Genomic DNA, 24,823 nt, shown 5'->3' with positions numbered 1-24,823 from the left:
CGGACCCGCCTCATTGTGCCGTCTTCACCCTGGTCCAGCCGTCCTGGTAGAGCTTCGTGGCCTCGCCGATGTCGAGGATGAAGTCGACCTTGGTCAGCGCGTCGGCCGGCGGATAGATCGCCGGGTTCTCGGCCACCGCCTTCGGCAGCATCGCCTTGGCCGCGTCGACCACCGTGGCCGCCTTGCTGAGATCGGCCGCCTTGGCGGCGACCGCCGGCTGCAGGAGATAGTCGATGAACCTGTAGGCCGCATCCGCGTTCGCGGCGCTCTTGGGGATGGCGAAGCCGTCGATCCACATCGTGCCGCCCTCGGACGGGATGACGTAGTGGACCTTTGGGTTGGCGGCGATGACCTGCGCGATATTGGAATTGTAGGCCTGCACCAGGCAGGCCTCGCCCGAGGCGACGAGATCGGCGAAGTTGGAGCTGTTGTAGCCGCCGAGCACGTCCTTCTGCGCGACCAGCGCCTTGGTGGCCGTCTCGACCTCGGCCGGATCCTTGGTGCCGGCATGGAAGCCGTTGAGCTGCAGGGCGGCGATATAGGCCGACAGCATGTTGTCGAGCATGTAGATCCGCCCCTTGTAGGCGGGGTCCCACAGCGCCTTCCAGCTCGTCACCGGCGTCTTGACGCAGTCCTCGTTGTAGGCGAGCCCGGTGGTGCCCCAGACATAGGGCACGCTCACCTTCTGGCCGGGATCGTAGCTGACGGAGCGGAAGGCGGCGCCGAGATTGGCGAGGTTGGGCAGCTTGGCATGGTCGAGCTCGGTGAGCAGCCCCTGCTTGGCCAGGACCTGCACCGCATATTGGCTCGGCTCGACCAGGTCGTAGCCCGAGGCCCCGGCGCTGAGCTTGGCCATCATGGTCTCGTTGGAATCGAAGGTGTCGAGCGTCACCTCGATGCCGGTCGCCTTGGCGAAGTCGTCGACGATCTCCTGCGGGATCTCGCTCGACCAGGCGTAGATGTGCAGCTCGGCCGCGCCGGCGCCGGGCGGGATCGCGGCGAGCGCCGCGGCGACGAAGAGGGCTTTGCAGGTCGGCATTGTCTTCCCCTTGTTCTGGTTTCGATCAGCCTTGCCGGCGGATCGTCTGGAGGTAGCGGCCCATGACGAGCAGCAGCACGGCGACGTTGACGGCGATCAGCACCGTCCCGAGCGCGTTGATCTTGGGCGTGAGCCCCGTCTTCAGCATGGCGTAGATCTGGATCGGCAGCGGCGTGGTGCCGACGCCGGAGACGAAGGTCGACATCACGAAATTGTCGAAGGAGACGACAGCCGACAGCAGCGCCGCCGAGAGGATGGCCGGCGCGAGCAGCGGCAGCGTCACGCGCAGGAAGCATTCCCAGCCGGCGGCGCCGAGATCGGCGGCCGCCTCGTCGAGCCGGGGATCGAGGGCCGAGGCGGCGGCGCGCACGATCAGGAAGGTGAAGGGCACCGAGATCAGCACATGGCCGGCGACCAGCGTGGCATAGCCGAGTGGAATCCGGGCCCAGACCGTGGCGACCAGCAGGCCGACCGCCAGCACGATCTCGGGCAGCACCAGCGGCGCGATCAAGAGCGTCGAGAACAGGTTCTTGGCGGGGAAGCGCCGCTTGACCACCGCCAGCGCGGCGCTGGTGCCGATGGCGGTGCCGATGACGGCCGAGAGCGCCGCCACCACGGCGCTGACCCCGAGGCTGCGGCGCAGGCCCCGGTCGGCCAGCGCCTCGGCGTACCAGTCGAGCGTGAAGCCGCTCCAGATCACGGTCGAGCGGCTGGCGTTGAAGGAATAGACGACCAGCACCACGAGCGGCGCGAACAGGAAGACGTAGCCCAGGATCGTGGCGACCGGCACGTAAAGCCCGGCGAGCCGCGCGGCGAGCCCGGCGAGCCACGCGAGCCCGGCGGCGGATCGGCCGAAGGCCTGCGAGGCCGGCCGCGACCCGCTCATGCCGAGGCCTCCTCGATCCGGCGCAGCAGGCGCATGTAGAAGACGATCACGATCGAGGAGAGGGCGAGCAGCATCACCGAGACGGCCGCGCCGAGCGGGATGTTGCGGAATTCCAGGAAGAGCTGGACGATCAGGTTGCCGAGGATGATGCTCTTGCCCCCGCCCAGCAGCACGGGAATGGCGTAGACGCCCATCGCCGGCACGAACACGAACAGGATGGCGGCCATCACCCCGGGCAGGGAGAGCGGGAAGGTCGTGCGCCAGAACGCCTCGATCGGGCCGGCACCGAGATCGTCGGCCGCTTCCAGGAGACGCCTGTCGATGGTGTTGAGCGAGGCGTAGATCGGCAGGACCGCGGTGGGGAGGAAGGCGTAGAGCATGCCGACCATGACAGCGGGATAGGTGCCGAGCATGCGGATCGGCTCGTCGGTGAGGCCGAGGCCGGCGAGCCCGGCATTGATCAGCCCGTTCCGGCCCATCAGCACCATCCAGCTCGACATCCGGATCATGAAGTCGACCCAGAACGGGATCAGCAGCAGGGCGAGCAGCAGCGGCGCCCGGCGCCCGGCGCGGAAGGCCAGGAAATAGGCGATGGGATAGCCGACCGCGAGGCAGGCGGCCGTGGAGAGCACGGCGATCTGGATCGAGTTGGCGAAGATCGGCAGGTAGGCCGGCTGGAACAGCTCGGCATAGCTGGCGAGCGAGAAGCCGGCGGCGACGCCGCCATAGGAATCCCGGTCGGCGAAGCTGTAGGCGAGGATGACCAGGAGGGGGACGGCCAGCAGCAGCACCGCCATGACCAGCGAGGGCGCCAGCAGCGCCAGCGTCGCCAAATCGCCGGACCGCTGCGCCCGCCGCCGCATCAGGCCCCCGCCGGGGTGACGGCGATGCGGGCCGGCTCGACCGGCCGCATCTGCAGGGCGTTGTCGGTCAGGTGCTGGCGCATCGCCCGCTCGGCCCGGTCCGGGTCGCGCGCCGCCAGCGCGTCGTGGATGGCGGTGAAATTGTCCAGCTCGTCGAAGATCAGCGTGATCGGGATGCGCGCGACATAGAGGCTGCGCACCGAGAGCGCGTAGAGCCGGTTGAGCGCCTTGGCGAGATAGACGTTGCCGGTGGCCTCGGCGATCAGCCGATGCAGGCGTTCGTCGATGCCCAGGTGCCAGGCGAGCTCGGTGCGCCGCGCGGCCACGCCGGCGCGTGCCTCGTCCAGGAGCGCGGCCAGCGCGGCGAGCCCGGCCGCGTCGATCCGCGTCGCCGCCATGCGGCAGGCGAGCACCTCGGAATGGACGCGGAATTCGGTGAGGTGGAAGGAGTCGGCGGCCGAGGTGGACGAGACGAAATAGCCGCGCTGCGGCACCGCCAGCACCAGGTCCTCCTGGGCCAGGCGCTGCAACGCCTCGCGCAGCGGGGTGCGCCCGACGCCGAGCCGGGCCATCAGCGCGCGCTCCTCGATCGGCTCGCCCGGCTTCAGCTCGGCCGTGATGATGGCCGTCCGCAGCCCCTCATAGGCGGTGTCGCTCAGCCGTCGCTTGGGCTCGCTGGTCGGCATTCCCATCTCATATACGACAAATATATTTCCTGAATATCGGCACGGCCCGGGGCGATTGTCAATCGGGCGCGCAGCGCAAGTTCCGGGCAGCCGCGGGTCAAAAAAACGGCAGGCGCTGCCCTGTGCGAGGCCGGTGCGGTTCACGGCCCGCGCCGGTGGCAGATTTTCGCCGCGTTTAGGCTGTAGGGCGGAATCCTCCGGGCGAGCGGCCGCACGGGCCCGCTCCCCGTCTTGACTCCGCCACGGGCTCTGACTACATCCCGCCGTGTTGTTGGCACTCGTCCATGGCAAGTGCTAACAGCCGCACAGAACCTTCGATGTGGACCCGCCGGGCGCACCCGCGCCGGCCGCACAAGAGGAAGACAAACATGCAGTTCCGTCCGCTCCACGACCGCGTGGTCGTCCAGCGCGTCGATGCCGAGGAAAAGTCCAAGGGCGGCATCATCATCCCCGACACCGCCAAGGAAAAGCCCCAGGAGGGCAAGGTGATCGCCGTCGGCCCCGGCGCCCGCGACGAGTCCGGCAAGCTGGTGCCGCTCGACGTCAAGGCCGGCGACCGCGTGCTGTTCGGCAAGTGGTCGGGCACCGAGATCAAGCTCGATGGCGAGGACTACCTGATCATGAAGGAGTCCGACATCATGGGCGTTCTCACCGCCACCGAGAGCAAGAAGAAGGCGGCCTGAGCTCTTCCGAGAGCCTGGTCCTTCAACCCCGTTCAGGAGTAGCGAAATGGCTGCCAAGGAAGTCAAATTCTCGTCCGACGCGCGCGACAAGATGCTGCGCGGCGTCGATATCCTCGCCAACGCCGTCAAGGTCACGCTCGGTCCGAAGGGCCGCAACGTCGTGATCGAGAAGTCGTTCGGCGCTCCGCGCATCACCAAGGACGGCGTCACCGTCGCCAAGGAGATCGAGCTCGCCGACAAGTTCGAGAACATGGGCGCCCAGATGGTGCGCGAAGTGGCCTCGAAGACCAACGACACCGCCGGCGACGGCACCACGACCGCGACCGTGCTGGCCCAGGCCATCGTCCGCGAAGGCGCCAAGTCGGTGGCCGCCGGCATGAACCCGATGGACCTCAAGCGCGGCATCGACCTCGCCGTCACCGCGGCCGTCAAGAGCATCGCCGACCAGTCCAAGAAGGTCGCGAACTCCGCCGAGATCGCTCAGGTCGGCACCATCTCCTCGAACGGCGACGCCTTCATCGGCGGCGAGATCGCCAAGGCGATGCAGAAGGTCGGCAACGAGGGCGTCATCACGGTGGAAGAGGCCAAGAGCCTCGACACCGAAGTCGACATCGTCGAGGGCATGCAGTTCGACCGCGGCTACCTCTCGCCCTACTTCATCACCAACGCCGAGAAGATGATCGCGGACCTCGAGGATCCCTACATCCTCATCCACGAGAAGAAGCTCTCCGGCCTGCAGGCCATGCTGCCGGTGCTCGAAGCCGTCGTCCAGACCGGCAAGCCGCTGGTCATCGTCGCCGAGGACGTCGAAGGTGAGGCTCTCGCCACGCTCGTCGTCAACAAGCTGCGCGGTGGCCTGAAGATCGCCGCCGTCAAGGCGCCGGGCTTCGGCGACCGCCGCAAGGCCATGCTGGAGGATATCGCCATCCTCACCGGCGGCCAGGTGATCTCCGAGGACCTCGGCATCAAGCTCGAGAACGTGACGCTCCAGATGCTCGGTCGCGCCAAGAAGGTGACGATCGAGAAGGAGAAGACCACGATCATCGACGGCGTCGGCAAGAAGAAGGACATCGAAGGCCGCGTCGGGCAGATCAAGGCGCAGATCGAGGAGACCACCTCGGACTATGACCGCGAGAAGCTGCAGGAGCGTCTGGCCAAGCTGGCGGGCGGCGTCGCGGTGATCCGCGTCGGCGGCTCGACCGAGGTCGAGGTCAAGGAGAAGAAGGACCGCGTCGACGACGCGCTGAACGCCACCCGCGCGGCCGTTCAGGAAGGCATCGTCCCCGGCGGCGGCGTCGCTCTGCTCCGCGCCAAGGCGGCGGTGGCCAAGCTCACCTCCGACAACTCCGACATCCGCGCCGGCATCAAGATCGTCGAGCGGGCCCTCGAGGCTCCGATCCGGCAGATCTGCGAGAACTCGGGTGTCGAGGGCTCGATCGTCGTCGGCAAGATCCTGGAGAACAAGTCCAAGAGCTTCGGCTTCGACGCGCAGTCGGAAGAGTATGTCGACCTGCTCGAGAAGGGCATCGTCGACCCGGCCAAGGTGGTGCGCACCGCGCTCCAGGATGCGGCGTCGGTCGCCTCGCTCCTGATCACCACCGAAGCCATGATCGGCGAAGCCCCCAAGGCTCCGGCTCCCCCGATGCCCGCCGGCGGCGGCATGGGCGGCGGCATGGGCGGCATGGACTTCTAAGTCCGGCCCCGAGGCGGCGCGGACCGGCTGCGGCCCGCGCCTGCCTCCGATGCAAGACCCACGGGATGTCCGCATCCGCCTTCGGGCGGGTCCGGGCATCCCGTTTTCGTTTGGCCCGCGTCATGCCGGCTCGCTTGCCGAGGCGCTCAGGCCGTGCCGGCCATCATCAGGCTGGCCGCCATGTGGGTGTCGCAGAACTGCTGGAAGTCGCTGATCTTGCCGTCGCGGATGGTGATGAGGTCGAGCGTCTCGGTCTCCATCGCCGCGTTCTTCGGCGTGTAGCGCATCCGCCCGCGGCTGTGCACCACGGCATGGTCGCCGTCGACCATGATCGAGGTGATGTGGTAGTCGCGCCAGTCCCAGTCGCGCGCCAGCTGGGTGAGCATGGCGCGCAGGGCGTCGCGGCCGGTCACCGCCTTGGTCAGCGGCGCCAGGCCGGGATTGCCGACAAGCCGGAACGTGGCGTCCTCGGTGAAGCTCTCCAGCGCGCCTTCGATATCCTCTGCCCGCCGCATGGCGTAGCAGGTCCGCAGCATGGTCTCGATCAGCGTCCGCTTCGCCATCGCTCGTTCCCCCGGGATCGGCCATGCCGATCTGCCACGGTCTCGGCCGCAAAGGCGGGATGCGGCGCTTCGGAAGGGCGGGGATCTCGGCCTGTGGTCGCGGAATCGTCAGGGCCGGATCGCCGGCGCGAAACCGTGCGACGAGCGCCTCAGGGGCCTCGTGCGCACCATACACGCGATCCTGCCGTAACGCCACATGGGCGTCACATCGGGCCTGCGCCGGCGACGCCTCAGGGCCGGCGGAACAGCCGGGCGTCGGTCGGCGTCGGGTCGCTCGGCAGCTGCACCGCGCGATGGCAGAGCCGCGCCTCCTCGATGAGATGGTCGAGCAGCGCCGTGAACAGCACCGGCTTCTCCGCCGCCTCCCACAGGAAATAGCCGAAGGAGCCCGGGCAGGGGTTGACCTCGTTGAGCCAGATCTCGCCGGTCTTCTCGTTCGAGAGGAAGTCGATGCGCGGCGCGCCGGTGCCGCCGACCGCGACATAGGCCTCGCTCGCCCAGCTGCGGATCTTGCGCTCGAGCTCGGGCGGCAGCTCGGGGTTGATGTCGCGCGTCAGCGACAGCATGCCCTGGCTGGACGCGCCGGGCTGCTTGCCGCCGGTCTTCTTGGCCCCGCCGCCGGACATGTACTTGGTCTTGAAGTCGAGCAGTTCGCTCGCCCGCTTCGGTCGCTCGATCGCCGAGGTCCGCACCGCGCCACCGACACGGCTCACCGCGACGTTGTATTCGACCAGGTTGTCGACGAAGGGCTCGACGATCGCGGTTCTGTCGAACTTGAAGATGCCGGGCAGCACGGCCCGCACCGTGTCGAGGTCGTCGGCCTTGGAGACGCCGATCGAGGAGCCGAGATGCGCCGGCTTGACGATCACCGGAAAGGCGATGTTGCGCAGCGCCGCCTCGAGCGTGGCCTTGTCGGGCACCAGTCCGGTGGCGGGACGCTCCACCACCGCATCGCCGAGGACGTTGATGCCGCGCCCGGCGATGGCGCGCTTGGTGACCTCCTTGTCCATCAGGATGGCCGAGGCGAGGAGGCGCATGCCGGTATAAGGCACGTTGGCGGTCTCGAACACGCCCTGGATCGGGCCGTCCTCGCCGATCGTGCCGTGGAAGGCGAGCAGGGCGACGTCGAAGCCGATCGGCTCGGGCTTGCGGCCGAACAGCCTCGGCTTGACCCGTGGCACCAGGACGCCTTTGCCGGCGGAGAGGTCGAGGTCGACGCGGGTGAGGGTGGCCCGGGCGGCCTCGTCGGGGATGTAGAGCGCGCGGTTGCGCAGCGCATCGCCGGTGAGCCAGGCGCCGTCCGTGGCGACATAGACGGGGAAGGCGTCGTACTTGCCGGTGTCGAGCGCGTTCAGCGCCTGCAGCCCGGATACGACGGACACATCGTGCTCCGGCGAGCGCCCGCCGAACAGCACCGCCACCCGCGTCTTCGCCATGATGTTTCCCTGGGGACAAACCGATTCGTTCGGAGCAAACTAAGGTGCGCAACTGGGCGAGGCAAACGGCAAGCCTTGCTTGACGTAGCGCCATGTCGCACCATCTGGAAGGCATGCGCGTATGCTCGCGGCTCGCCCGGCGGAAGACCCATGTCGAACACGCTCTCGATGATTCCCCTGTTCAAGTCGCTCGATGCGGCGACGCTGAAGGCCTTCGACAGCCGGGTGCGCTGGGCGCGCTTCGAGGAGAACGAGCTCGTCATCGACTATGACGACAACTCCAACGACGTCTATTTCATCCTGTCCGGCCAGGTCCGCGTGCTCTACCGCACCATCACCGGCAAGGAGGTCATCCTCAACGAGATGACCGGCGGCCAGTTCTTCGGCGAGCTCTCGGCCATCGACGGGGTCGGACGATCGGCCAATGTCACGGCGCTCAACCGCTCGCAGATGTGCATCATGTCCGGCGCCGTGTTCATGGAGCTGGTCACGCAGAACCCGGAGGTCTGCCGGCAGATCCTGACCATCCTCGCCGCCCGCATCCGTTTCCTCAACACGCGCCTGGCCGAGCATTCTTTCCTGCAGACCAAGCACCGGCTCTATGCCGAGCTGATCCGCCTGTCGCAGCCGCGCGCCGGCCAGGCCGGCCAGCGCGTGGTGACGCCGCCGCCCTTCCACCACGACCTCGCCGCCCGCATCGGCTGCCGCCGCGAGGCCGTGTCGCGCGAATTGTCGGCGCTGGAGAAGGAGGGCCTGGTGGCCAAGAATCGCGGTGCCCTGGTGCTGCTCAACCCGGACGAGCTCAACAAGCGCATCTCCGCCGCGCTGTCGGACTGAGCCTTATCTCGCCGAGGCGTGCCAGCGCGGTTCATAGCCGGCTAAGATCGCGGCGACGATCGCCGGCGGCGTCAGCAGCGACACCTCCGGCCCGGCCGGCGCCTCGGCCGGATGCCAGCCTCCGGGCGACCAGGCGAGCCACCGTTCTCCCGCCCTCGCGAGGGCCGCGCCGCCCTCTTCGATCACCACACCCTCCGGCAGGCCCGCGGCCGCCCGCAGGTGCCGGCGCTTGGCCCGGCCGTCCAGCCGCTCGGCATGGAGGATCGCGTCCATCGTGTCCGCCCCCATCGGCGCCGGCTCGCCGCGGGCCTCGGCGAAGGCTCGGGCGAAGGCCAGCGCCTCCGCCCTGCGGCAGAAGAAGCAGGGCCGGTGGCCGGCGGCCAGCGCCGTCACCTCGTCGAGGAAGAACAGCTCCGTGTAGCCCGCGCCCATCACCGGCCGCCACATGCCCTTGTATTGGAGCTCGCAGCAGATCCAGCGCCGCGAGGTCCAGAGCCGTCCGCCGATGCGCTGTGTCGCATCGTGGATGCGCCCGCCGCGATTGCCCATCATCCCGCCGCGCTCGGGGATGGCGAGGATCGCACCGAAGGGGTCGACGCGATTTTGCAGCGGCATGGCGCCTATCCCTTGAGGGCGGCCTCGCGGATCGAGGTCAGCGTCGCGGCCGGGGTGATCGCCTCCGGGTCGATCCGGCAATGCAGGATCGCCGGCTTGCCCGAGGCCAGCGCCCGTTCGAAGGCCGGCGCGAACTCGGCCGTGGTCTCCACCCGCTCGCCATGGCCGCCGAAAGCCTCGGCATAGGCGCGGAAGTCCGGGTTCTTCAGCATGGTCGCCGAGACGCGGCCGGGGAAATGCCGCTCCTGGTGCATGCGGATGGTGCCGTACATGCCGTTGTCGACCACGACGACGATGATCGGCAGCTCGTACTGCACGGCAGTGGCGAACTCCTGGCCGTTCATCAGGAAGCAGCCGTCGCCGGCAAAGCACACCACCATCCGGTCGCGGTGCAGCGTCTTGGCCGCCACCGCCGCCGGCACGCCGTAACCCATCGAGCCCGAGGTCGGCGCGAGCTGCGTGGCATAGCGGCGGAAGCGCAGGTAGCGCTGCACCCAGATGGCGTAATTGCCGGCGCCGTTGCAGATGATCGCGTCCTCCGGCAGGCGCTCGCGCAGCCAGCGCAGCGCCGCCCCGTACTGGAAGGCGCCGGGGATCTCCTTGGGCTCGTCGGTCCAGGCGTGGAACTCGGCATTGGCCGCCCGGGTCCGCTCCGACCAGGCGATCACGTTCGGCGGCTGCAGGCCCTCCAGCGCCGCCGCGAAGGCTTTTGGGCCGGCGTGGATCGCCAGCGCCGGCTGGTAGACGCGGCCGAGCTCCTCGGCGCCGGCATGGACGTGCACCAGGGTCTGGCGCGGCGTCGGGATGTCGATCAGCGTGTAGGAGGAGGACGGCATCTCCGACATGCGCCCGCCGGCGAGCACCAGGAGGTCCGCCTCCTTCACCCGCGCCGCCAGCTTCGGGTTGGGGCCGATGCCGACGTCGCCGGCATAGTTGGGGTGGTCGGCCGGGAACAGCATCTGCCGCCGGAACGAGGTGGCGACGGGGAGGTCGAAGCGTTCGGCAAAGCGCACCAGGCTCGCCACCGCCCGCTCCGACCAGCCCGAGCCGCCGGCGATGACCAGCGGGCTCCTGGCCGCCCAGAGCAGCGACTGCAGCCGCATCATGTCGGCATTGCCCGGCCAGGTCTCGGCCGGCTCGACCCGCGCCGCGTCGGCGACCGCAGCCTCCTCCGTCAGGACGTCCTCGGGCAGGGCGATCACCACCGGGCCGGGGCGGCCCTGCATGGCGACGCGGAAGGCGCGGGCGATGAGCTCGGGGATGCGCTCGGCCCGGTCGATCTCCACCACCCATTTCGTCATCGAACCGAAGAAGGCCTTGTAGTCGACCTCCTGGAAGGCCTCGCGCTCGCGCATGCCGCGCTCGACCTGGCCGATGAACAGGATCATCGGCGTCGAGTCCTGCTGAGCGATGTGGATGCCGTGCGAGGCGTTGGTGGCGCCCGGGCCGCGCGTCACCATGGCGATGCCGGGCCGGCCGGTGAGCTTGCCCGCCGCCTCGGCCATGATCGCCGCGCCGCCCTCCTGCCGGCAGACGGTGACGGCGATGGCGGCATCGTGCAGGGCGTCGAGCACGGCGAGATAGCTCTCGCCCGGGACGCAGAACACGCTGTCGACCCCCTGCGCCTGCAGGGCATCGACGATCAGGCGGCCACCGGTTCTCGGCTTCTGTTCGGTCATGGCTGGGCTCCCGCGTCTCCGGTCCGTCATACGGACTGGCGGCCCCGCCGCGCAAGCCGGAAAGGCCGCAGGCCTCAGCCGAGCGCGCCGAGCCCGGCGAGCGTGGCGCGCACCGCCTCGTCGAGCGGCGTGCGCGGCTCGGCGCCGAGGAAGGCGGCGAGGCGGGTGTTGTCGAGGCGCACCGGGGTCTGCCAGAGCGGGCGCATCTCGACGAGGCCGCTGAGGGTCTGGTTGAACGGCGCGCCGAGGCGCAGCAGCGCCCAGGGCAGCCGCCTGACGCGCGCGGGCCGCCCCGCCGCCCGGCCGATCGCCGCGATCAGGCCGGTGCCGTCCGCGTCCCAATATCCGCCGAAGTGGAAGCGGGCGAAGGGCTCGAGCTCGGCCTCGCGCTCCACCAGGCGGGCGAAGGTCTCGGCCACATCGGGCAGATAGGCCCAGCTGTGGCCGACGCCCGGGCTGCCGGGATAGGTCACGCTGCGCACCGGTCGCCCCGGCCGGACCAGGCCCTGCGAGAACCAGCTGCTGCCGGCCCTCGGGCCGAAATAGTCGCCGGCGCGCAGCACCAGCGAGCGCACGCCCGCCTGCGCCGCCTCGGCCAGCCGCCGCTCCATGGCGACGCGGATGGCGCCCTTGCTCGTCGTCGGGTGCTGGGGCGACTCCTCGCGCAGCAGCGGGAAGGCGTCCGGCCCGTAATTGTAGACCGTGCCGGGCAGCAGGATGCGCGCCCCGCTCTCCCGTGCCGCCGCGACGGTGTTCTCCAGCATCGGCAGGACCAGCCTGTCCCAGTCGCGATAGCCCGGCGGGTTCACCGCGTGGACGATCAGCGAAGCGCCGGCCGCGGCACGGGCGACCGCCGGCCCGTCCAGCGCGTCGCCGTGCAGCCAGTCCCAGTCCGGATGCGCGGATGCGCGGCCTGCATTGCGGGCCAGGGCCCGGATGCGCCAGCCCCGGCGGGCGAGCGCGGCGGCGGTCTCGCTGCCGATGCCGCCGCCGGCGCCGAGCACGAGGGCGATCTTGTCCGTGGTCATCGTCGTCTCTCCATCTCTCTCGCGTTGACGAGGAGAGGATGGGCTCGGCAGCCGTGGAATGGAATTGACGGGTTTCGGCAGTCTGCTCATCAAAAATAGATGAGGTTGACAAGCGCCGGATGCATCTGGTCTCGGAGCGGGCAGTCGATGGTCTGGCGCAGCATGGCTGCCCGCGGATTTGCCCCCTCCTTGATCTCCGGCGTGGCTATGGCAAAATCTGACGGTGCGGTGCTGCGCCAGCAGCCCGCCTGATCCGCCCCGGAACGGCTTTCCGGCCCCTCGTTAGACGCTGCCGACAGACAGCCTGGGACTGACCGTCCCCGGGGCCGCTTTCGCATGTCCTGACGTCCGATGCCTCGCCGCTTCCCGCGGCGCGACGGCGGCGCTCGCGCATGCCCGCCTGCCAGCCGGGGCTCCCCTCCCACCGTGAGCCTCCATGCCCCGCATCCCCGACTTCTCGCCGGCGGAGCTGCAGACGCGTGCCCGCGCCGATCTCCAGCGCTTCGCCGTCACCCAGGCCGCCTATGCCCGCGCCACGCAGGCTGCCATGCCGCCCGGCGGCGGCGACGCCACCAGCCGCTTCCTCGGCCAGTTCCGGGACGAGGCGCAAGCCATGGCCGCCCGCTGGTCGCCGGAGGTGCGCCAGCGCCTGGCCTGGCGCATCGACGAGCTCGGCAGCGAGCTCACCGGCCCGCTTGCCGAGGCCGAGGCGGGCGAGCGGCGGCGCTACCATGTCGAGCGCCAGGACGGGCTCGACACCGAGCTCCTGCGCACCATCGCCGAGCATCCCGACGCGGCGATGCGCGATGCGGCCGAGCAGCAGCTCACCGCCGCCGTGCCCGCCAGCCCGGACCTGCCGCAGGTGGCCTGGGACGCCCGCCGTGCGGCCCTGCCCGACAGGCTCGCGGCGGCCAAGGGCGCCGCCATCCTCGCCGATCCCGAGGCCCGCCGGGCGATCTGGCAGCGCCCGCCGGCACCGGGCGAGGCCGGCCCGGGCGATGCGGGCAGTCCGCGGGGCCCCGCGGATGCAGCGCCAGCACCCGTGCCGACGGCCATCGATCCCGCCACTCTGGCCGACGGCGGGCACGGCCATGCCGGCGCCTGGTTCCGGGCGCGATACCCCGACGCCTCCGACGCCGTGACGCGCAAGTTCGCCAGCGGGGCGGTGCAGCGGCACGGCGAGGACCGCGACCGCGCCGCGGCCGAGCGCGACGCCGTCATGGGCCTGGTCGCCCCGGACTATCTCTCCATCCTCACCACCGGCCGGGGCCACCCCGACCTCACCCCCAACCGCATCCTCAAAAGCCTCGCCCCCGGGCTGGCGAAGCTGGTCTTCGAGGGCCAGCGCAAGGCCGGCGAGCGCTATGTCGCTCGCCTCCAGGCCGGGCCGGCCGGCGGTGTGCCGTCCGAGGTCCCACTCACGGATCGTCGGCCGGTGGATCTGGCGGCGGCCGATCCAACCGGCGCGGTGGAGGGAGCGATCACGCCGCCGCAGGCCGGGGCCGCAACCCCGGCCAGTCCAGGGCGGGACGGGCCGGCGGGATCCTGGCAGTCGACCGCGACCCTGACGCTGCCGGGCATGCCGGCCGGCGTATCCGCAGCAGGCATCCCCGGGTTTCCAAACCTCGCGGGCAACGGCCGGCCCCAAGTGCTGCCGGTCTCTCTCATTCGCGCGCCCACAGCCGATCCCGCCCCGGCGCTCCCGCCCGATGCTGTCCCGGCACCAGAGGGGCCCAAGGCCACTGCTGGGTCGCAGGCAGCTGCCGCACCCGCGCCGCAACTGGACGATCCAGCCGCTGCTGAGCCTCCCGACTCGCAGCCCGATGGCATCCGACCCTGGCCGACGCCCGAATCGGCCAAGGTCGCCGGCAAACCCGTCTTCGACTTCTACCGCACTCCGAAGGCGACCCTGCGGGACGATATCCGCAGGCTGGTCGAAGCCTCCAACGGCACCCCAGGCGCTCTCCGACCCGCGCTCGACTATGCGATCACCGCCGCCTTCGCCACGGAAGACACCGACCTTATCCAGTATCTCCGGGACTTGGCTCGCAGCCGCGGTCTCGACACCACCGAGATCGATTCAGCCGCCGCAATCACCGCTCGTTTGCTGAAGCGCGCGGGGCCCGGATGGCAGCGGAGCCTGACGAGCCAGTTTGTCGATGGCGCCGCCAATCGCGACGTCCCAGTCGCTGTTCAGATCGTCGAACTCGAACATGCCGCCGAACGCGGCGATGCCGCTCGCGCCGTGGAGTTCGCGTCCGCAATCGCCAGGGTGCGAGGCGAAAGCGGCCCCGGGGAGATGATTGCACTGGACGCCGGATTGGAGGGCACGGCCGCAGCCGCCTATCTCGGCCCTGCCGTCCGGGTCAATCAGGACGGGGAGCAGCGGTCGCAGGCGGAGGAAGCGGCCCGAGTCTATGCCGAGATGCAACAGTCCTCCAGCATCGGCGAAGGGTTCAATGTCCTCAAGAACCATAACCTGCTCCTGGAAGCAATCGCGGGCGCCGGCGGGGGCGGAGGCAGGTTTCGCGGAGGAGGCGGTGGAAGAGCCGGAGGCTCGCGTACACCGACGATCGTTGAAGGGACTGGCGAGGCGGCCGTTCCGAAGGCTAAGCCCGCGAAGGTTCCTCAGAGTGAAAGGACAGAGCCGGAGCCCAGGGGCGTCGACCCTCTCCATCACAATGCGAATGTACTCGTACGAGATCCCGCAGGGAACGTTATCAACCGCCGGCGCTTCGTTAGTGGCTATATGACGCCGCAAGAGAAGGCTCTGGGCTATCCAAACGGTAGCTATGCCTCTCATACTGAAGCGCGTGCAACGCGAGAAATTGAGCTTCAACCGGGGGAGACGATGACTATCGTTGGCCAGAATCCGCCATGCAGCAGGTGTAAGGGCGCGATGAATACTGCCGTGACAAGAACCGGTGCAACGATCATTTATCAGTGGCGTCAAGATGGGAAGACTCGGTTCTGGAAGGCCACTCCACGTCGGAGGATGAGAAAATGAGCTTCTCGGTGAGTTATATCCATGTGGAAAATGATGGTGAGGGGCTGACGGTTGAGTTCATTGATGACTCTCACGATCCCGACAATTATGTCACTCGTGACGTAGCCCATGAGCCAGATTCGAGGCTTAGCATGGATAGGTTGCATATGGATAAAAATACTCAATTCCTGAGTGTATACAATCTCATTCGGAAAATACAACTAAATATACACCATTATAATCGAAGTGTCTGTCCTGAAAATAAAGTGTAAATTTGACTTATTAACCCAATGAACGCTATCTCTTGCAGAGATGTGCTATTCTATCGGCACTATAGAGAAAATATCTCAAGAGGAATCAAAGATGAAATTCCTGGCAAACGTCATTCACGCCGAATACGATGAGAATGACATTCTGGTTGTCGGATTCGCCGATGATCGGTTTGATCCAAAAACATACGTCACGATCGATATGGACCCCGAACCCGACGAGCAAGACTTCAGACTAGGCCTGGATGGACTCCACACTGAGACGAGTATCCCCCGATTGGAAGGTTACGATCTTGTCGAAGATATCACTCTGCAGGACAAGTGTGTCCTTATCCATCTTCATGCAGGTCCCGCTGCCAAGGCGGGCATAGATCCAGTCATCGAAATCGATTTGAATAAATCTTTCGAAGACTGGGTTAAACTTGAAGAAGCGATCACCCGGCTGAGGGTGAGAATTTCCGAGGTGTCCAGCCGTCGGGCGTCAAAAGGATATTGAATTCGCAGTTGGCGAGGGCGGGGGGACGGTCATACGAATTGGTCGATGGGCAAGGACTTGAATCTATGCCACGTGCTGCGTGATAAATACTTGTATAACCCTGTGGTAGGAAAGAAGCTTATTTGACTCCGACCGCGGCCCTAGCTTACGCTGGGTCATGGCGCGGTCAGTCGCTACCTCCAACCTGGCGGGCCAGGTTGCGGGGCCGAGCGGGCGCCCGGTCCTTTCGGCCCGGCGCGGCGCCGAGATAGTGCCTCGTCCTTTTGCATCAATAAAATGCACTGTCAGAGCGCCGGGAGACCGGCAAGGAGTAGGTGGTGGAAGTCCACTGCGATGAAGGAGTAGCGATCCACATCGTCCCCGAGCCGTGCGCAATTGTTCGTAAGGACAATGGCGAAGCGTCGGCAGGGGAGTGCATAGGCCAGCCATTGAGCCGCGAAAGGCATAAATCCGGGCGCCGACGCCTTTGACAGGGCGGAAGGCAGCATGGACGGGCACGACATGCGAGTTCCCGTCTGGCCCGGCGTGGTCGCAGACCCTGGCATGTGCAGACGCTCCTTGACCGGGAACCGGGATATCCCGCGTCTGACCGTCGCGCGTTCCGCGTGCGGCGGCCCGCATCGGGAAGGTGAGGAGCCGAAGCCGATGATGCACGGGCGCGGGAAGTCAGACGCCGCCATAGTAGCTGTGAAGCCGACGAACAAGGTGGGGCGCCCCGCTGCGGAGCCGGTGGAGCCAAGGGCGGCGACCGAAGGAAATGCGGGCCGGAACCGCACGCGCCGGGCACAGAACCGGGCAAGCGTGTCCCAGGCGCTGGGCCGCATACGGCAAGCCGCAAGGCAAAGGAAAAAGGAGAGATTCACCGCGCTCTACCACCATCTCGGGATCGAGCTTGTCGAGGAGGCGTTCTTCGATCTGCAGAAGAGCGCGGCCGCCGGGGTGGATGGGATGACCTGGCAGGACTACGCAGCAGATCACGAGCGCAAGCTCGCCGACCTGCATGCGCGGGTCCAGCGGGGAGCGTATCGGGCGTTGCCGAGCCGGCGGGTCTATATCCCCAAGCCGGATGGCCGGCAGCGTCCGCTGGCGGTCGCCGCCCTGGAGGACAAGATCGTCCAACGGGCGACGGCTGCGGTGCTGAACGCGATCTACGAGGAAGACTTCCTCGGGTTCTCGTATGGATTCCGGCCCAGGCCCGGCGCCCTCGCCGCCACGCAGGCCGGCGAGGCTGGCCGTCACCACAATGCTGCCGCCGTCACGCATCCCAGCGCCGCCGTGCTTGCAGGCGAGGAAGGCGCCCTTGACGTGGATGCGGTAGGTCAGGTCGAAGGCCTCCTCGTCATAATCCGCCAGCGCGCCGTGGTCGCCTCGATGGAGCCGCGCACGGCCGTGGGATCGGCGACGTCGCCGGCGAAGGTCTCGACCCGGTCGGCATCGAGACCGGCCCGGGCGGCGGCGAGGCGGTCGGTGTCGCGGTCGACCAGCATCACCCGCGCGCCCTCAGCGAGGAAGCGGCGCGCGGCGGCGAGGCCGACGCTGCCGCAACCGCCGGTGATGACGCAGACCTTGTCGTCGAGCAGGGGCATGGGCCCCTCCTTCGGATCGTGAGGCGCGGCCGCCGGCTATTTCGTGCCGCCGGCGGCGAAGCTGCTCTCCAGTCGCCGGCGGATCAGCGCGATGGCGATGATCGGCACGGCGAAATAGAGGGTCGAGCCGGCGAAGATCTGGCCGTAGAGCGGCCCCTGCGGCGGCACGTAGCGCATCAGCATCGGCAGGAAGGTGAGGGCGCTCTGGTCGGTCAGCACCAGCGCGAACAGGAACTCGTTCCAGCAGAAGCAGAAGATCAGCACCGCCGTGGTCAGGATCGGCGCCGCCGCGATCGGCAGGATCACCCGCCACAGGATGGTCCAGGAGCCGGCGCCGTCGAGGCGCGCCGCCTCGTCGATATCGAGCGGGATGGCGGCGAAGAAGCCGCGGATCATCCAGATGGCGAAGGGCACGGAGAAGGTGAGATAGATCACGGCGAGGCCGAGGATGCTGTCGAGCAGCCCGGCATCGCGGAACCAGAGATAGAACGGGATGACCAGCACGATGCTCGGGATCATCCGCATCGCCAGGATCGCCAGCGCCAGCCCCTCGAAGCGGTGGCCGAAACGCGTCATGCCATAGGCGGCGGAGGCGCCGAGCAGCACCGAGGCGAGGGTGCAGGACGAGGCGGCGGCGAAGGAGTTCCACAGCGCGCGCCAGAACTGCGGCTGGGACAGCACCTCGCGGTAATGGTCGAGGCCGAGCCCGCCCTGGACCGAGAGCGAGACGGTGAGCGCCCAGAGCGGCGGCACCATGGCGAGGGTGCAGGCGAGGAGCGCTGCGGCATAGAGCAGCTTCGTCGTCACGCGTCGCTCTCCGCCGTCTTGAAGCGGCGCAGCGTGCCGAGCAGCAGCAAGACCAGGACCAGGATCAGCGCCAGGACGATCATGGCGAGCGCCGCGCCGCGGCCGACCTGGAAGTCCTGGAAGCTGGTGCGATACGCATAGAAGTTGAGGATCTCGGTGCTGGTGCCCGGCCCGCCCTGGGTGATGACCAGGACGAGGTCGATGTTCTTGATCGCATCGATCAGCCTGAGCAGCACCGCGACCAGCAGGATCGGCCGCAGCAGCGGCAGCTCCACCAGCCGCAGGATCTGCAGGCGCGTGGCGCCGTCGACCCGCGCCGCCTCGACCACCTCGCCCGGCAGGGTCAGCATGCCGGCGAGGATCACCGCGAACATGAAGGGCGTCCATTGCCAGGCGTCCGCCACCACCAGAGCGTAGAGGGCGAGGTCGGGGCTGTTGACCCAGGGCACGGGCGGCAGGCCGAGCCAGCCGAGCACCATGTTGAAGGCGCCGAATTGCGGGCTGTACAGGCTGCGGAAATAGAAGGCCCAGATCAGCGGCGCGATCACGATCGGCACGCAGACGACCACCCGCATCAGGGCGAAGCCCGGCAGCCGCCGGGCGAGCCCCTCGCGGAACAGCAAAGCGACGGCGAAGCCGATGAGAAGCTCGATGCCGACCGCGAGCCCGGTATAGACCAGCGTCACGGCCGCCACCCGCACGGTCTGCGGATCCTGGGCGATGTCGAGATAGTTCTGCAGGCCCGCCCACCGCCGGACCCCTGAGATCAGGTTCCAGCGGTGGAGGCTGGTGGCGACCGCTTCGGCCAGGGGGTAGCCGATGACGGCGGCGAGGCACGCCAGGCTCGGCGCCACGAAGGCGAGGGCGGCGCTTCGCGAGCGCAGCGCCATCAATAATAACCCGCGTCGCGCATGATGCCGTCGACCGATCTCTGGGCGCTCTCCAGCGCGTCCTTCGGCGAGATCTCGCCGGCGAAGGCGCGGCTGAGCTGCACGCCGACCGTGTTGTCGATCTCGCCCCATTCGGGCAGCTGCGGCCGGACCTTGGCCACTTTCAGGCTCTCGGCGACGGCCGGGAACCAGGGCTTGGCCGAGGCATTGGCGGTCCAGGCCGAGTTGCGGCAGGGCTGGCCGCCATGCGGCACGATCCTGGCCGTCTGCACGTCGCGGCTGTTGAACCAGGCGACGTACTGCGCCGCGGCCGCGGCATCCGCAGCATATTTGGACACGGTGAGGCCGAGGCCGCCCATGACCGGCGCCCGCACGGCCGAGCCCTTGGGCGACACGCCGCTGGCGAGCTGCGGCTTCGTGGCGGCATCGGCGGTGAGAATGGCGTCCGGGATCCAGGCGACGGGGTTGAGCGTGCCGAGGCCGGTGGCCATCGCCTTGGTCTCGTCGGCCTCGGTATACGCGGCCCCGCCGGTCGGCATGGTCTTGACCAGCGCGAGCAAGAAGGCGAGGGCGTCGATGCCGGTCTCGTCGGCGAAGACCGGATGCAGCTTGTCGTCGAACAGAGCGCCGCCATTGGCCCAGAAGATCGGCAGCCACACCGAGAAGGCCTTGGCCAGGCGCTCCGTGCCGGCGACGAAGCCGAAGCGGTTGGCGGCCGGGTCGACCACCTTCTGCGCGGCGGCGAGCAGCTCGTCCCAGGTCTGGGGCGCGCCGAGGCCGACCGCCTTCAGGTGCGCCTCGTTGTAGACGAAGCGCTGGCAGTTGCCGATCGTGGCGAGGCCATAGGTCTGCCCCTCGGACTCGTACATGTCCTTGAAGGTCATGGGGATGTCGCTGAAATAGTCGGCAAGCTCCGCCTTCGGGATCAGGCTGTCCAGCGCCTGCAGGTGGCCGGCCTTGGCATAGCCCTTGATGTAGATCGAATCGATCTGGACCACGTCATAGGCCGAGCTCTTGGCGGCGAAGGCGGCGGCCTGTTTCTGGATCGCCTCGTTGTAGCCCATGGTGATGGGGTTGACCTTGATGCCGGTCGCCGCGGTGAAATCCGGCGCCAGGTCGACGAAGGGCTGGCCGAAAATGCCCTCGCCGAGCGTCAGCACGTTGATGGCCTTCGCCTGCGCCAGGGCCGGGCAGGGAAAGGCGCCTCCGAGGGCCGCGGCGCCCGCGGCGGCGGATGCGCCGGCAAGGAAGCGGCGGCGGCTGATGCCGGCCCGGCGCGGCTGATGATGCTGGTCCATGGTTTTCCTCCCCTCATGCGTGCCTTGGGTGGCACGGTTCTCTTGAAAGACGCGGCCGGTGCCGGCTCACGCCCGGCGTTCGGCCCGCTGGTCGAACAGGCGCGCGAACTCGTCGGTCAGCGTCTCCGGCCGCACCAGGCCGGCGGCGGCGGCGATCTTCCACCAGGCGACGTCCGCCTCGTGGATCACCACGCATTCCAGGCTGCGGCGCACATTGTCGCCCTCAGGCGAATGGCAGGCGGCGATATGGGCCACGGCCTCGGGCAGGCCGGCGAGCAGGCAGAGATGCGCCCCGTAGATCGGGTGGCGCAGCGATGGGCGGCCAACGCGGCTGCCATCGGCCCGCCAGCGGGCGAGATTGTCCGGGTCGCATTCGAAGGCCTTGCCGACGTCGTGACAGAGGCCCCCGGCGACGACGATGTCGCGGTCGATCTCGGCTTCGGGAAAGGCCGCAGCGAAATAATCGACGGTGCCGAGCGCCAGACGGGTGACACCGCGCAGGTGCAGGTCCTGGCCGCCCTGCTTCAGCACCAGCTTGCCCGGGATCGCCTCGCCCGGGATGTCGCGGATGCGCGCGAAGCTCGACTGGGAGAGGGCGAGTGCCCAGGCGTCGATGGCCTGCTCGCGCAGGATGGGATCGGCGATCAGGTCCAGCTCCGGCAGGTCGGCGACGACGCCGGCCCTGAGCTCGGCCGGAAGCTCGGCGCGATATCCGTTCATCATGATCGGTAGAGGTCCTCTCGACGCGACGGGCTCGGGCCGGCGCCGTTGCGTGCCGCTCCGCCCGCAATCCCGCCCGTCCGGCGCTCCGCCCAAATTTCGGTTGGCGGATTGAAGCGGACGCGTTGGAATAAGACAATTTGGAAGTTCTTGGCTCCTCGATTCAGGTTTTCAAAACTATGCGGCCCAGCTTCGTCCAGCTCGAAGCCTTCTACTGGATCGCCCGGCTCGGCTCGGTGAAGGAGGCGGCGCGCCACCTCAACGTGACGCCGCCGACCATCTCGCTGCGCATCGACCAGCTCGAGGCCGAACTCGGCAGCCCGGTGTTCGAGCGCGCTGGCCGCGGCCTGGCGCTGACCCGGCGCGGCGAGGCCCTGGTGCCGGCGGTCGCCGCCGTCATCGAGGACTATGGCCGGATCCGCGCCGCGGTGGAGGGCGGCTGGCAGGCCGGCGGGATCCTGCGCATCGGCTCGACCGAGACCTTCGCCCAGGCCTGCCTGCCGGCCTATATGCGCGCCATCGCCGCCCGCTACCCCGCGCTCGAGCTCGACTTCGTGGTGGGCACCAGCGCCGAGCTGGAGCAGGACGTGCTGGAGCGCCGGCTCGACGTCGCCTTCGCCGTCAACCCGACCGGCGATCCCAAGCTCACTTTGGTGCCGCTCGGCATCCAGCCCGCCGTCTGGGCGGCGCCGGCCGCCTTCGACCTGCCCTCGCCGCTCCATCCGGCGGACTTGCGTGACGTGCTGATCATCACCAACCCGCACCCCGCGCCGATGTGGCGGCAGATCACCGACTGGTTCCGCCAGGCCGGGCTGGAGCCCTCCAGGGTCTGCCGCTGCAGCAGCCCGACGGTGGTGGCCCAGCTCGTCACCGCCGGCCTCGGCGCCAGCCTGCTGCCGCGGCGCCTGGTGCAGGGCGCCATCGACGCCGGCACGGTGCGCGGCCTCGACAGCGCGCTGGCGCTGCACCCCTCGCGCCTCTTCGCCATCTACCGCTTCGCCGACGGCGGCAGCGTCATCCAGGAGGTGATCGCCCTGGCGAGGAGGGGCATGGCGGAGGCGAGGCTGGTGGATGCGGAGGGGGAGTGAAGGGGAGGAGCTGGCTGGCCGGCTATGGCCAACGGCGCTCGTGGCTGCGATGAATCAACTGCGCCGTCATCAGAATGCCTTTTCAACCGGGGCATTCCAAAAGCGTAACGTCCCCCGACGCCGCGAGCCGGTTCGGCATGAGGCCCTGCCGGGGCGTTCGTAACCGTCGATCCGGCGTCCCGCTACATCGTACAGGACATGGACGGAGAAAGACTGTGCCGACGGTAGCCTACTGCTGGCGATGTGGGACTGACGTGCCGATGCTGGACGAGCAGGAATGGCGCACGGTCTATCCCCATCCAGATCCTTTGCTTGCGATCAGAGAGCTTCACCGGAACGGAATGCCGCTGGCCGAGGCGAAGGAGCATGTCCTCGGCGACGGCGCAGTGCGTCGGTACTTCGAGCTGACGGGTGTCGAGGCGCCGAATGCACAGACGGTTTGGCACCACCGCCTCGCCGGCTACGGACCGCCCTGTGCGGCATGCGGCAAGCTCCTGCGCACGACGAGGGCCAGGTTCTGCGCGGAATGCGGCGCGATTCGCGATATGCCGAGCAATGCGCCGCCGGGGCCCTCGTAGCCAGCCCAGCACGCCGCGGGAGATCAGCAGGCTCGGAGCTCCGGCGATCAGGCAATTCGGCATCGCGGAAAGAACGAGTGCTCCGATCTTCATTTCCGCGAGCACCGTGGCGCAAGGCGGCCACAGCCCCCCGACTTTGCATGAACGTCAGGCGGGCGGCTTGGGCCAGGCTGGTCGTGACGCCGCAGGCGGCAGCGAGGAGCAGCATCTCGAGCCGCACGGTCATCATCAGGGATGTCGCGCTGCTGCAGGAGCGGGATCTCGACTTGCTCAGGGCACCTGCTCGATCCGGGCACTGCCGGACACGTGCGACCGGATCGTCGGGGTGCCATGCACCTTGACCACGCCGCTGCCGGACATGTGGAGGTCGGCTTCGCTGCTCGGCGCGATCTCGACCTGGCCGCTGCCGCTGAGCCTGACGGAGGCGCTGTTCGTCGCCAGCCGGCTCAGATCGGCCTCGGCGGATCCCGACATCTTCACATTGAGCCGGTCCACCTTGCCGTTCGCCGAGACCTCGCCGCTGCCGCTCATGTCGACGGCGAGCGTCGGCTGGGCGACGGCGTTGAGCACGAGAGCAGCACTGCCGGAGAGCTTCCATTCGGCGACGGGCCCGCCGGTGAGGCGCACGGTGACGGGCCGTTCCCACGAGAAGCAGTCGCCGTCGTCATCCGAGGTCAGCACCCCATCGGCCAGGCGGACATGGGCGATGATCGAAGGGTCGCCGCTGATCACGGCCTGGGCTGGCTCGCCGGGCCGGTAGTCGACATGCGCGGGAATCTCGATCCGAAGGCTGCCGGTGCTCTGCCAGGGCAGGGTGATCGTATCCGGCTGTCCCGCGGAGCCTTGGGGTGTTTCCGCGCAGGCCCGCCACACCGAAGGCCAGAACCAGCCGCGGTGCCAGCCGTCGTGGCGCCATTCCGGGCCGGCCATGGAATAGCCGGCGACCAGGCAAACCGCGGCAAGGCCCAGGGATGCCATCGCGAGACGGGCCAATGTGCCGTTCATGAGATCCTCCCGGTGAGGTCATCGAGCGCGTCCGGCGCTTTCGGGCATGGGCTTGAGAAGGCGGTAGTGCAGCCGGGCATGCTCCCCGAGGAGCCTGACGCCGCTGCTGAGACCAAGGAGGAGCAGCGAGCCGAGGCCGACGGCGCCGGCGATCAGGCCGACGCCGATCAGGAAGCGTCCCAGAAGCACGATGAACGAGGCGTCCGGCCAGGCCGTCGCCAGCAGCAGGATCTTGCCGGCTCCAGCCAGGGCGAGGAGCAGGGCAAGCGCCGCAAGGCCCAGGGCGATCGCCGCGAACACCAGGAGGAACGGCAGCACGATGAGGTCCACCACGGCGAGGCCCGCGAGCGCGAACAGCGCAAGGATCAGGTTCGCGGCGCTCGGGCGCCGTTCGAACCGACGCAGGCCGCTTTCGGTCCGAAGCTCGCGGCCGAGCTGCGCCGGGTTGCCGAGCATGGCGGCGACGTCGGCCTCCGCGCGGCCTGCGGCCCTGGCATCGTCGAAATAGGCGGCATAATCGCTGAGAATTTCGTCGATCTCCGTCTGCGGCAGGCCGGTGATGGTCTCCTTCAGCGACTGCAGAAATGCATCTCGGGTCATCGCCCTATCCCAGAAGCTTGTCGACGGCATCGACGAAGTCCCGCCATTCGCGCTTGCGGGCGGCATAGGCGCTGCGGCCCAGCGCACTGAGGCGGTAATATTTCCGCGGCGGCCCGCTCGAGGATTCCTCGAGCCGCGTCTCGACCAGGCCGTCGGCCTGCAGGCGACGCATGAGCGGGTAGATCGTTCCTTCTCCCATGCCGACGCGCTCCGAAAGAGAACTGGCGATCTCGTAGGCGTAGCTTTCCCGTGCCGACAGCAAGGCGAGAACGCAGAGTTCAAGCGCCCCCTTCTTGATCTGGATGTCGATGTCTTCGGCCATCGGCCTCGCGTGCGTTGCGACAATCGTATATCGCAAGGTACCTGTCATTGCAAGGTACCGGCGCACACGGGCTCGCGGCGATGCCAGGGTGACGGCATGTCGGTTCATGCGAGTTACGGTGACAGTGCATTTGACTTTGATGCTTGTGATCTGCATCAATAAACTGCACT

25 protein-coding genes are annotated in these 24,823 nt (G+C 68.4%); 7 read left to right on the top strand and 18 right to left on the bottom strand.

Annotation, left to right across the window (positions count from 1 at the left end; genetic code table 11):
* Window positions 1–10 precede the first annotated feature (10 nt).
* The 4 genes from QO011_RS28765 to QO011_RS28750 are packed head-to-tail and all read right to left on the bottom strand — an operon-like array spanning window position 11 to window position 3,474.
* Window positions 11–1,039 (bottom strand): polyamine ABC transporter substrate-binding protein, encoded by a 1,029-nt coding sequence (locus QO011_RS28765; RefSeq protein ID WP_307280003.1) that lies wholly within the window; start codon window positions 1,037–1,039, stop codon window positions 11–13.
* A 25-nt stretch (window positions 1,040–1,064) separates the two neighbouring features.
* Window positions 1,065–1,925: an ABC transporter permease gene (locus QO011_RS28760; RefSeq protein WP_307280000.1), complete on the bottom strand. Its 861-nt coding sequence runs from the start codon at window positions 1,923–1,925 to the stop codon at window positions 1,065–1,067.
* Complete coding sequence (locus QO011_RS28755) at window positions 1,922–2,788, bottom strand: ABC transporter permease (RefSeq protein ID WP_307279997.1); 867 nt, start codon at window positions 2,786–2,788, stop codon at window positions 1,922–1,924. The genes QO011_RS28760 and QO011_RS28755 overlap by 4 nt, the downstream gene beginning before the upstream one ends.
* Window positions 2,788–3,474, bottom strand: coding sequence for a GntR family transcriptional regulator (locus QO011_RS28750; protein ID WP_307279996.1), 687 nt, complete (start codon window positions 3,472–3,474; stop codon window positions 2,788–2,790). Before QO011_RS28750 ends, QO011_RS28755 begins: the two co-directional genes overlap by 1 nt.
* 368 nt (window positions 3,475–3,842) lie before the next feature.
* Here QO011_RS28750 and groES point away from each other — a divergent pair, with 368 nt between their 5' ends.
* Both groES and groL read left to right on the top strand, forming a co-directional pair.
* A complete protein-coding gene (gene groES / locus QO011_RS28745; RefSeq protein WP_307279995.1) occupies window positions 3,843–4,157 on the top strand; it encodes a co-chaperone GroES in 315 nt (104 codons plus the stop codon).
* A 46-nt stretch (window positions 4,158–4,203) separates the two neighbouring features.
* Window positions 4,204–5,850 carry a chaperonin GroEL gene (groL, locus tag QO011_RS28740; protein WP_307279993.1) on the top strand — a complete coding sequence of 549 codons (1,647 nt, stop codon included), beginning with the start codon at window positions 4,204–4,206 and terminating at the stop codon, window positions 5,848–5,850.
* Window positions 5,851–5,996: 146 nt separating this feature from the next.
* Here groL and QO011_RS28735 read toward each other — a convergent pair whose 3' ends face one another.
* Window positions 5,997–6,413, bottom strand: a complete 417-nt coding sequence (locus tag QO011_RS28735) for a nuclear transport factor 2 family protein (protein WP_307279991.1) — start codon at window positions 6,411–6,413, stop codon at window positions 5,997–5,999.
* Window positions 6,414–6,643: 230 nt separating this feature from the next.
* Window positions 6,644–7,849: a D-alanine--D-alanine ligase gene (locus tag QO011_RS28730; protein WP_307279988.1), complete on the bottom strand. Its 1,206-nt coding sequence runs from the start codon at window positions 7,847–7,849 to the stop codon at window positions 6,644–6,646.
* Between the two features lie 150 nt (window positions 7,850–7,999).
* On the opposite strand from QO011_RS28730, the gene QO011_RS28725 reads away from it, so the two are divergent.
* Entirely contained in the window at window positions 8,000–8,686 is a 687-nt protein-coding gene (locus QO011_RS28725) for a Crp/Fnr family transcriptional regulator (protein ID WP_370882026.1), read from the top strand.
* 3 nt (window positions 8,687–8,689) lie between these two features.
* Here the strand turns inward: QO011_RS28725 and QO011_RS28720 are convergent, their stop codons facing one another.
* The 3 genes from QO011_RS28720 to QO011_RS28710 form a co-directional block, all read right to left on the bottom strand.
* Window positions 8,690–9,301 (bottom strand): hypothetical protein, encoded by a 612-nt coding sequence (locus QO011_RS28720; RefSeq protein ID WP_307279986.1) that lies wholly within the window; start codon window positions 9,299–9,301, stop codon window positions 8,690–8,692.
* A gap of 5 nt (window positions 9,302–9,306) precedes the next feature.
* Window positions 9,307–10,980, bottom strand: coding sequence for a thiamine pyrophosphate-binding protein (locus QO011_RS28715; RefSeq protein ID WP_307279984.1), 1,674 nt, complete (start codon window positions 10,978–10,980; stop codon window positions 9,307–9,309).
* A gap of 74 nt (window positions 10,981–11,054) precedes the next feature.
* On the bottom strand, window positions 11,055–12,008 hold the full coding sequence (locus tag QO011_RS28710) for an NAD-dependent epimerase/dehydratase family protein (RefSeq protein ID WP_307279980.1): 954 nt from the start codon (window positions 12,006–12,008) through the stop codon (window positions 11,055–11,057).
* A 436-nt stretch (window positions 12,009–12,444) separates the two neighbouring features.
* Here QO011_RS28710 and QO011_RS28705 point away from each other — a divergent pair, with 436 nt between their 5' ends.
* Window positions 12,445–15,015: a hypothetical protein gene (locus QO011_RS28705; RefSeq protein WP_307279978.1), complete on the top strand. Its 2,571-nt coding sequence runs from the start codon at window positions 12,445–12,447 to the stop codon at window positions 15,013–15,015.
* 342 nt (window positions 15,016–15,357) lie between these two features.
* Window positions 15,358–15,759, top strand: a complete 402-nt coding sequence (locus tag QO011_RS28700; protein ID WP_307279976.1) for an Imm10 family immunity protein — start codon at window positions 15,358–15,360, stop codon at window positions 15,757–15,759.
* A gap of 666 nt (window positions 15,760–16,425) precedes the next feature.
* Here the strand turns inward: QO011_RS28700 and QO011_RS42580 are convergent.
* From QO011_RS42580 to QO011_RS28675, 6 genes are all read right to left on the bottom strand, one after another.
* Window positions 16,426–17,022 (bottom strand): hypothetical protein, encoded by a 597-nt coding sequence (locus QO011_RS42580; RefSeq protein ID WP_370882025.1) that lies wholly within the window; start codon window positions 17,020–17,022, stop codon window positions 16,426–16,428.
* A 56-nt stretch (window positions 17,023–17,078) separates the two neighbouring features.
* The gene (locus QO011_RS42575; RefSeq protein ID WP_370882024.1) at window positions 17,079–17,345 is read right to left on the bottom strand and encodes an SDR family NAD(P)-dependent oxidoreductase; all 267 of its coding nucleotides are present in this window, start codon (window positions 17,343–17,345) and stop codon (window positions 17,079–17,081) included.
* A 36-nt stretch (window positions 17,346–17,381) separates the two neighbouring features.
* Window positions 17,382–18,152 (bottom strand): carbohydrate ABC transporter permease, encoded by a 771-nt coding sequence (locus QO011_RS28690; protein WP_307279971.1) that lies wholly within the window; start codon window positions 18,150–18,152, stop codon window positions 17,382–17,384.
* A complete protein-coding gene (locus QO011_RS28685) occupies window positions 18,149–19,042 on the bottom strand; it encodes a carbohydrate ABC transporter permease (protein ID WP_307279968.1) in 894 nt (297 codons plus the stop codon). The genes QO011_RS28690 and QO011_RS28685 overlap by 4 nt, the downstream gene beginning before the upstream one ends.
* Window positions 19,042–20,340 (bottom strand): extracellular solute-binding protein, encoded by a 1,299-nt coding sequence (locus tag QO011_RS28680; protein ID WP_307279965.1) that lies wholly within the window; start codon window positions 20,338–20,340, stop codon window positions 19,042–19,044. Before QO011_RS28680 ends, QO011_RS28685 begins: the two co-directional genes overlap by 1 nt.
* Before the next feature lie 66 nt (window positions 20,341–20,406).
* Complete coding sequence (locus QO011_RS28675; RefSeq protein WP_307279962.1) at window positions 20,407–21,063, bottom strand: HD domain-containing protein; 657 nt, start codon at window positions 21,061–21,063, stop codon at window positions 20,407–20,409.
* Window positions 21,064–21,239: 176 nt separating this feature from the next.
* Between QO011_RS28675 and QO011_RS28670 the strand changes: the two genes are divergently transcribed.
* Both QO011_RS28670 and QO011_RS28665 read left to right on the top strand, forming a co-directional pair.
* Complete coding sequence (locus QO011_RS28670; protein ID WP_307279961.1) at window positions 21,240–22,148, top strand: LysR family transcriptional regulator; 909 nt, start codon at window positions 21,240–21,242, stop codon at window positions 22,146–22,148.
* Between the two features lie 260 nt (window positions 22,149–22,408).
* Entirely contained in the window at window positions 22,409–22,726 is a 318-nt protein-coding gene (locus tag QO011_RS28665; protein ID WP_307279959.1) for an NUDIX hydrolase, read from the top strand.
* 270 nt (window positions 22,727–22,996) lie between these two features.
* On the opposite strand, the gene QO011_RS28660 is transcribed toward QO011_RS28665, so the two are convergent.
* The 3 genes from QO011_RS28660 to QO011_RS28650 are packed head-to-tail and all read right to left on the bottom strand — an operon-like array spanning window position 22,997 to window position 24,653.
* Window positions 22,997–23,731 carry a GIN domain-containing protein gene (locus tag QO011_RS28660; protein WP_307279957.1) on the bottom strand — a complete coding sequence of 245 codons (735 nt, stop codon included), beginning with the start codon at window positions 23,729–23,731 and terminating at the stop codon, window positions 22,997–22,999.
* 18 nt (window positions 23,732–23,749) lie between these two features.
* The gene (locus QO011_RS28655; protein ID WP_307279953.1) at window positions 23,750–24,331 is read right to left on the bottom strand and encodes a DUF1700 domain-containing protein; all 582 of its coding nucleotides are present in this window, start codon (window positions 24,329–24,331) and stop codon (window positions 23,750–23,752) included.
* A gap of 4 nt (window positions 24,332–24,335) precedes the next feature.
* Window positions 24,336–24,653: a PadR family transcriptional regulator gene (locus tag QO011_RS28650; RefSeq protein WP_307280328.1), complete on the bottom strand. Its 318-nt coding sequence runs from the start codon at window positions 24,651–24,653 to the stop codon at window positions 24,336–24,338.
* Window positions 24,654–24,823 lie beyond the last annotated feature (170 nt).

It is taken from the genome of Labrys wisconsinensis (assembly GCF_030814995.1).
GTDB lineage: Bacteria > Pseudomonadota > Alphaproteobacteria > Rhizobiales > Labraceae > Labrys > Labrys wisconsinensis.
The sequence above is the reverse complement of the archived record's forward strand: the minus strand, read 5'-3'. Positions and strand labels throughout refer to the sequence as shown.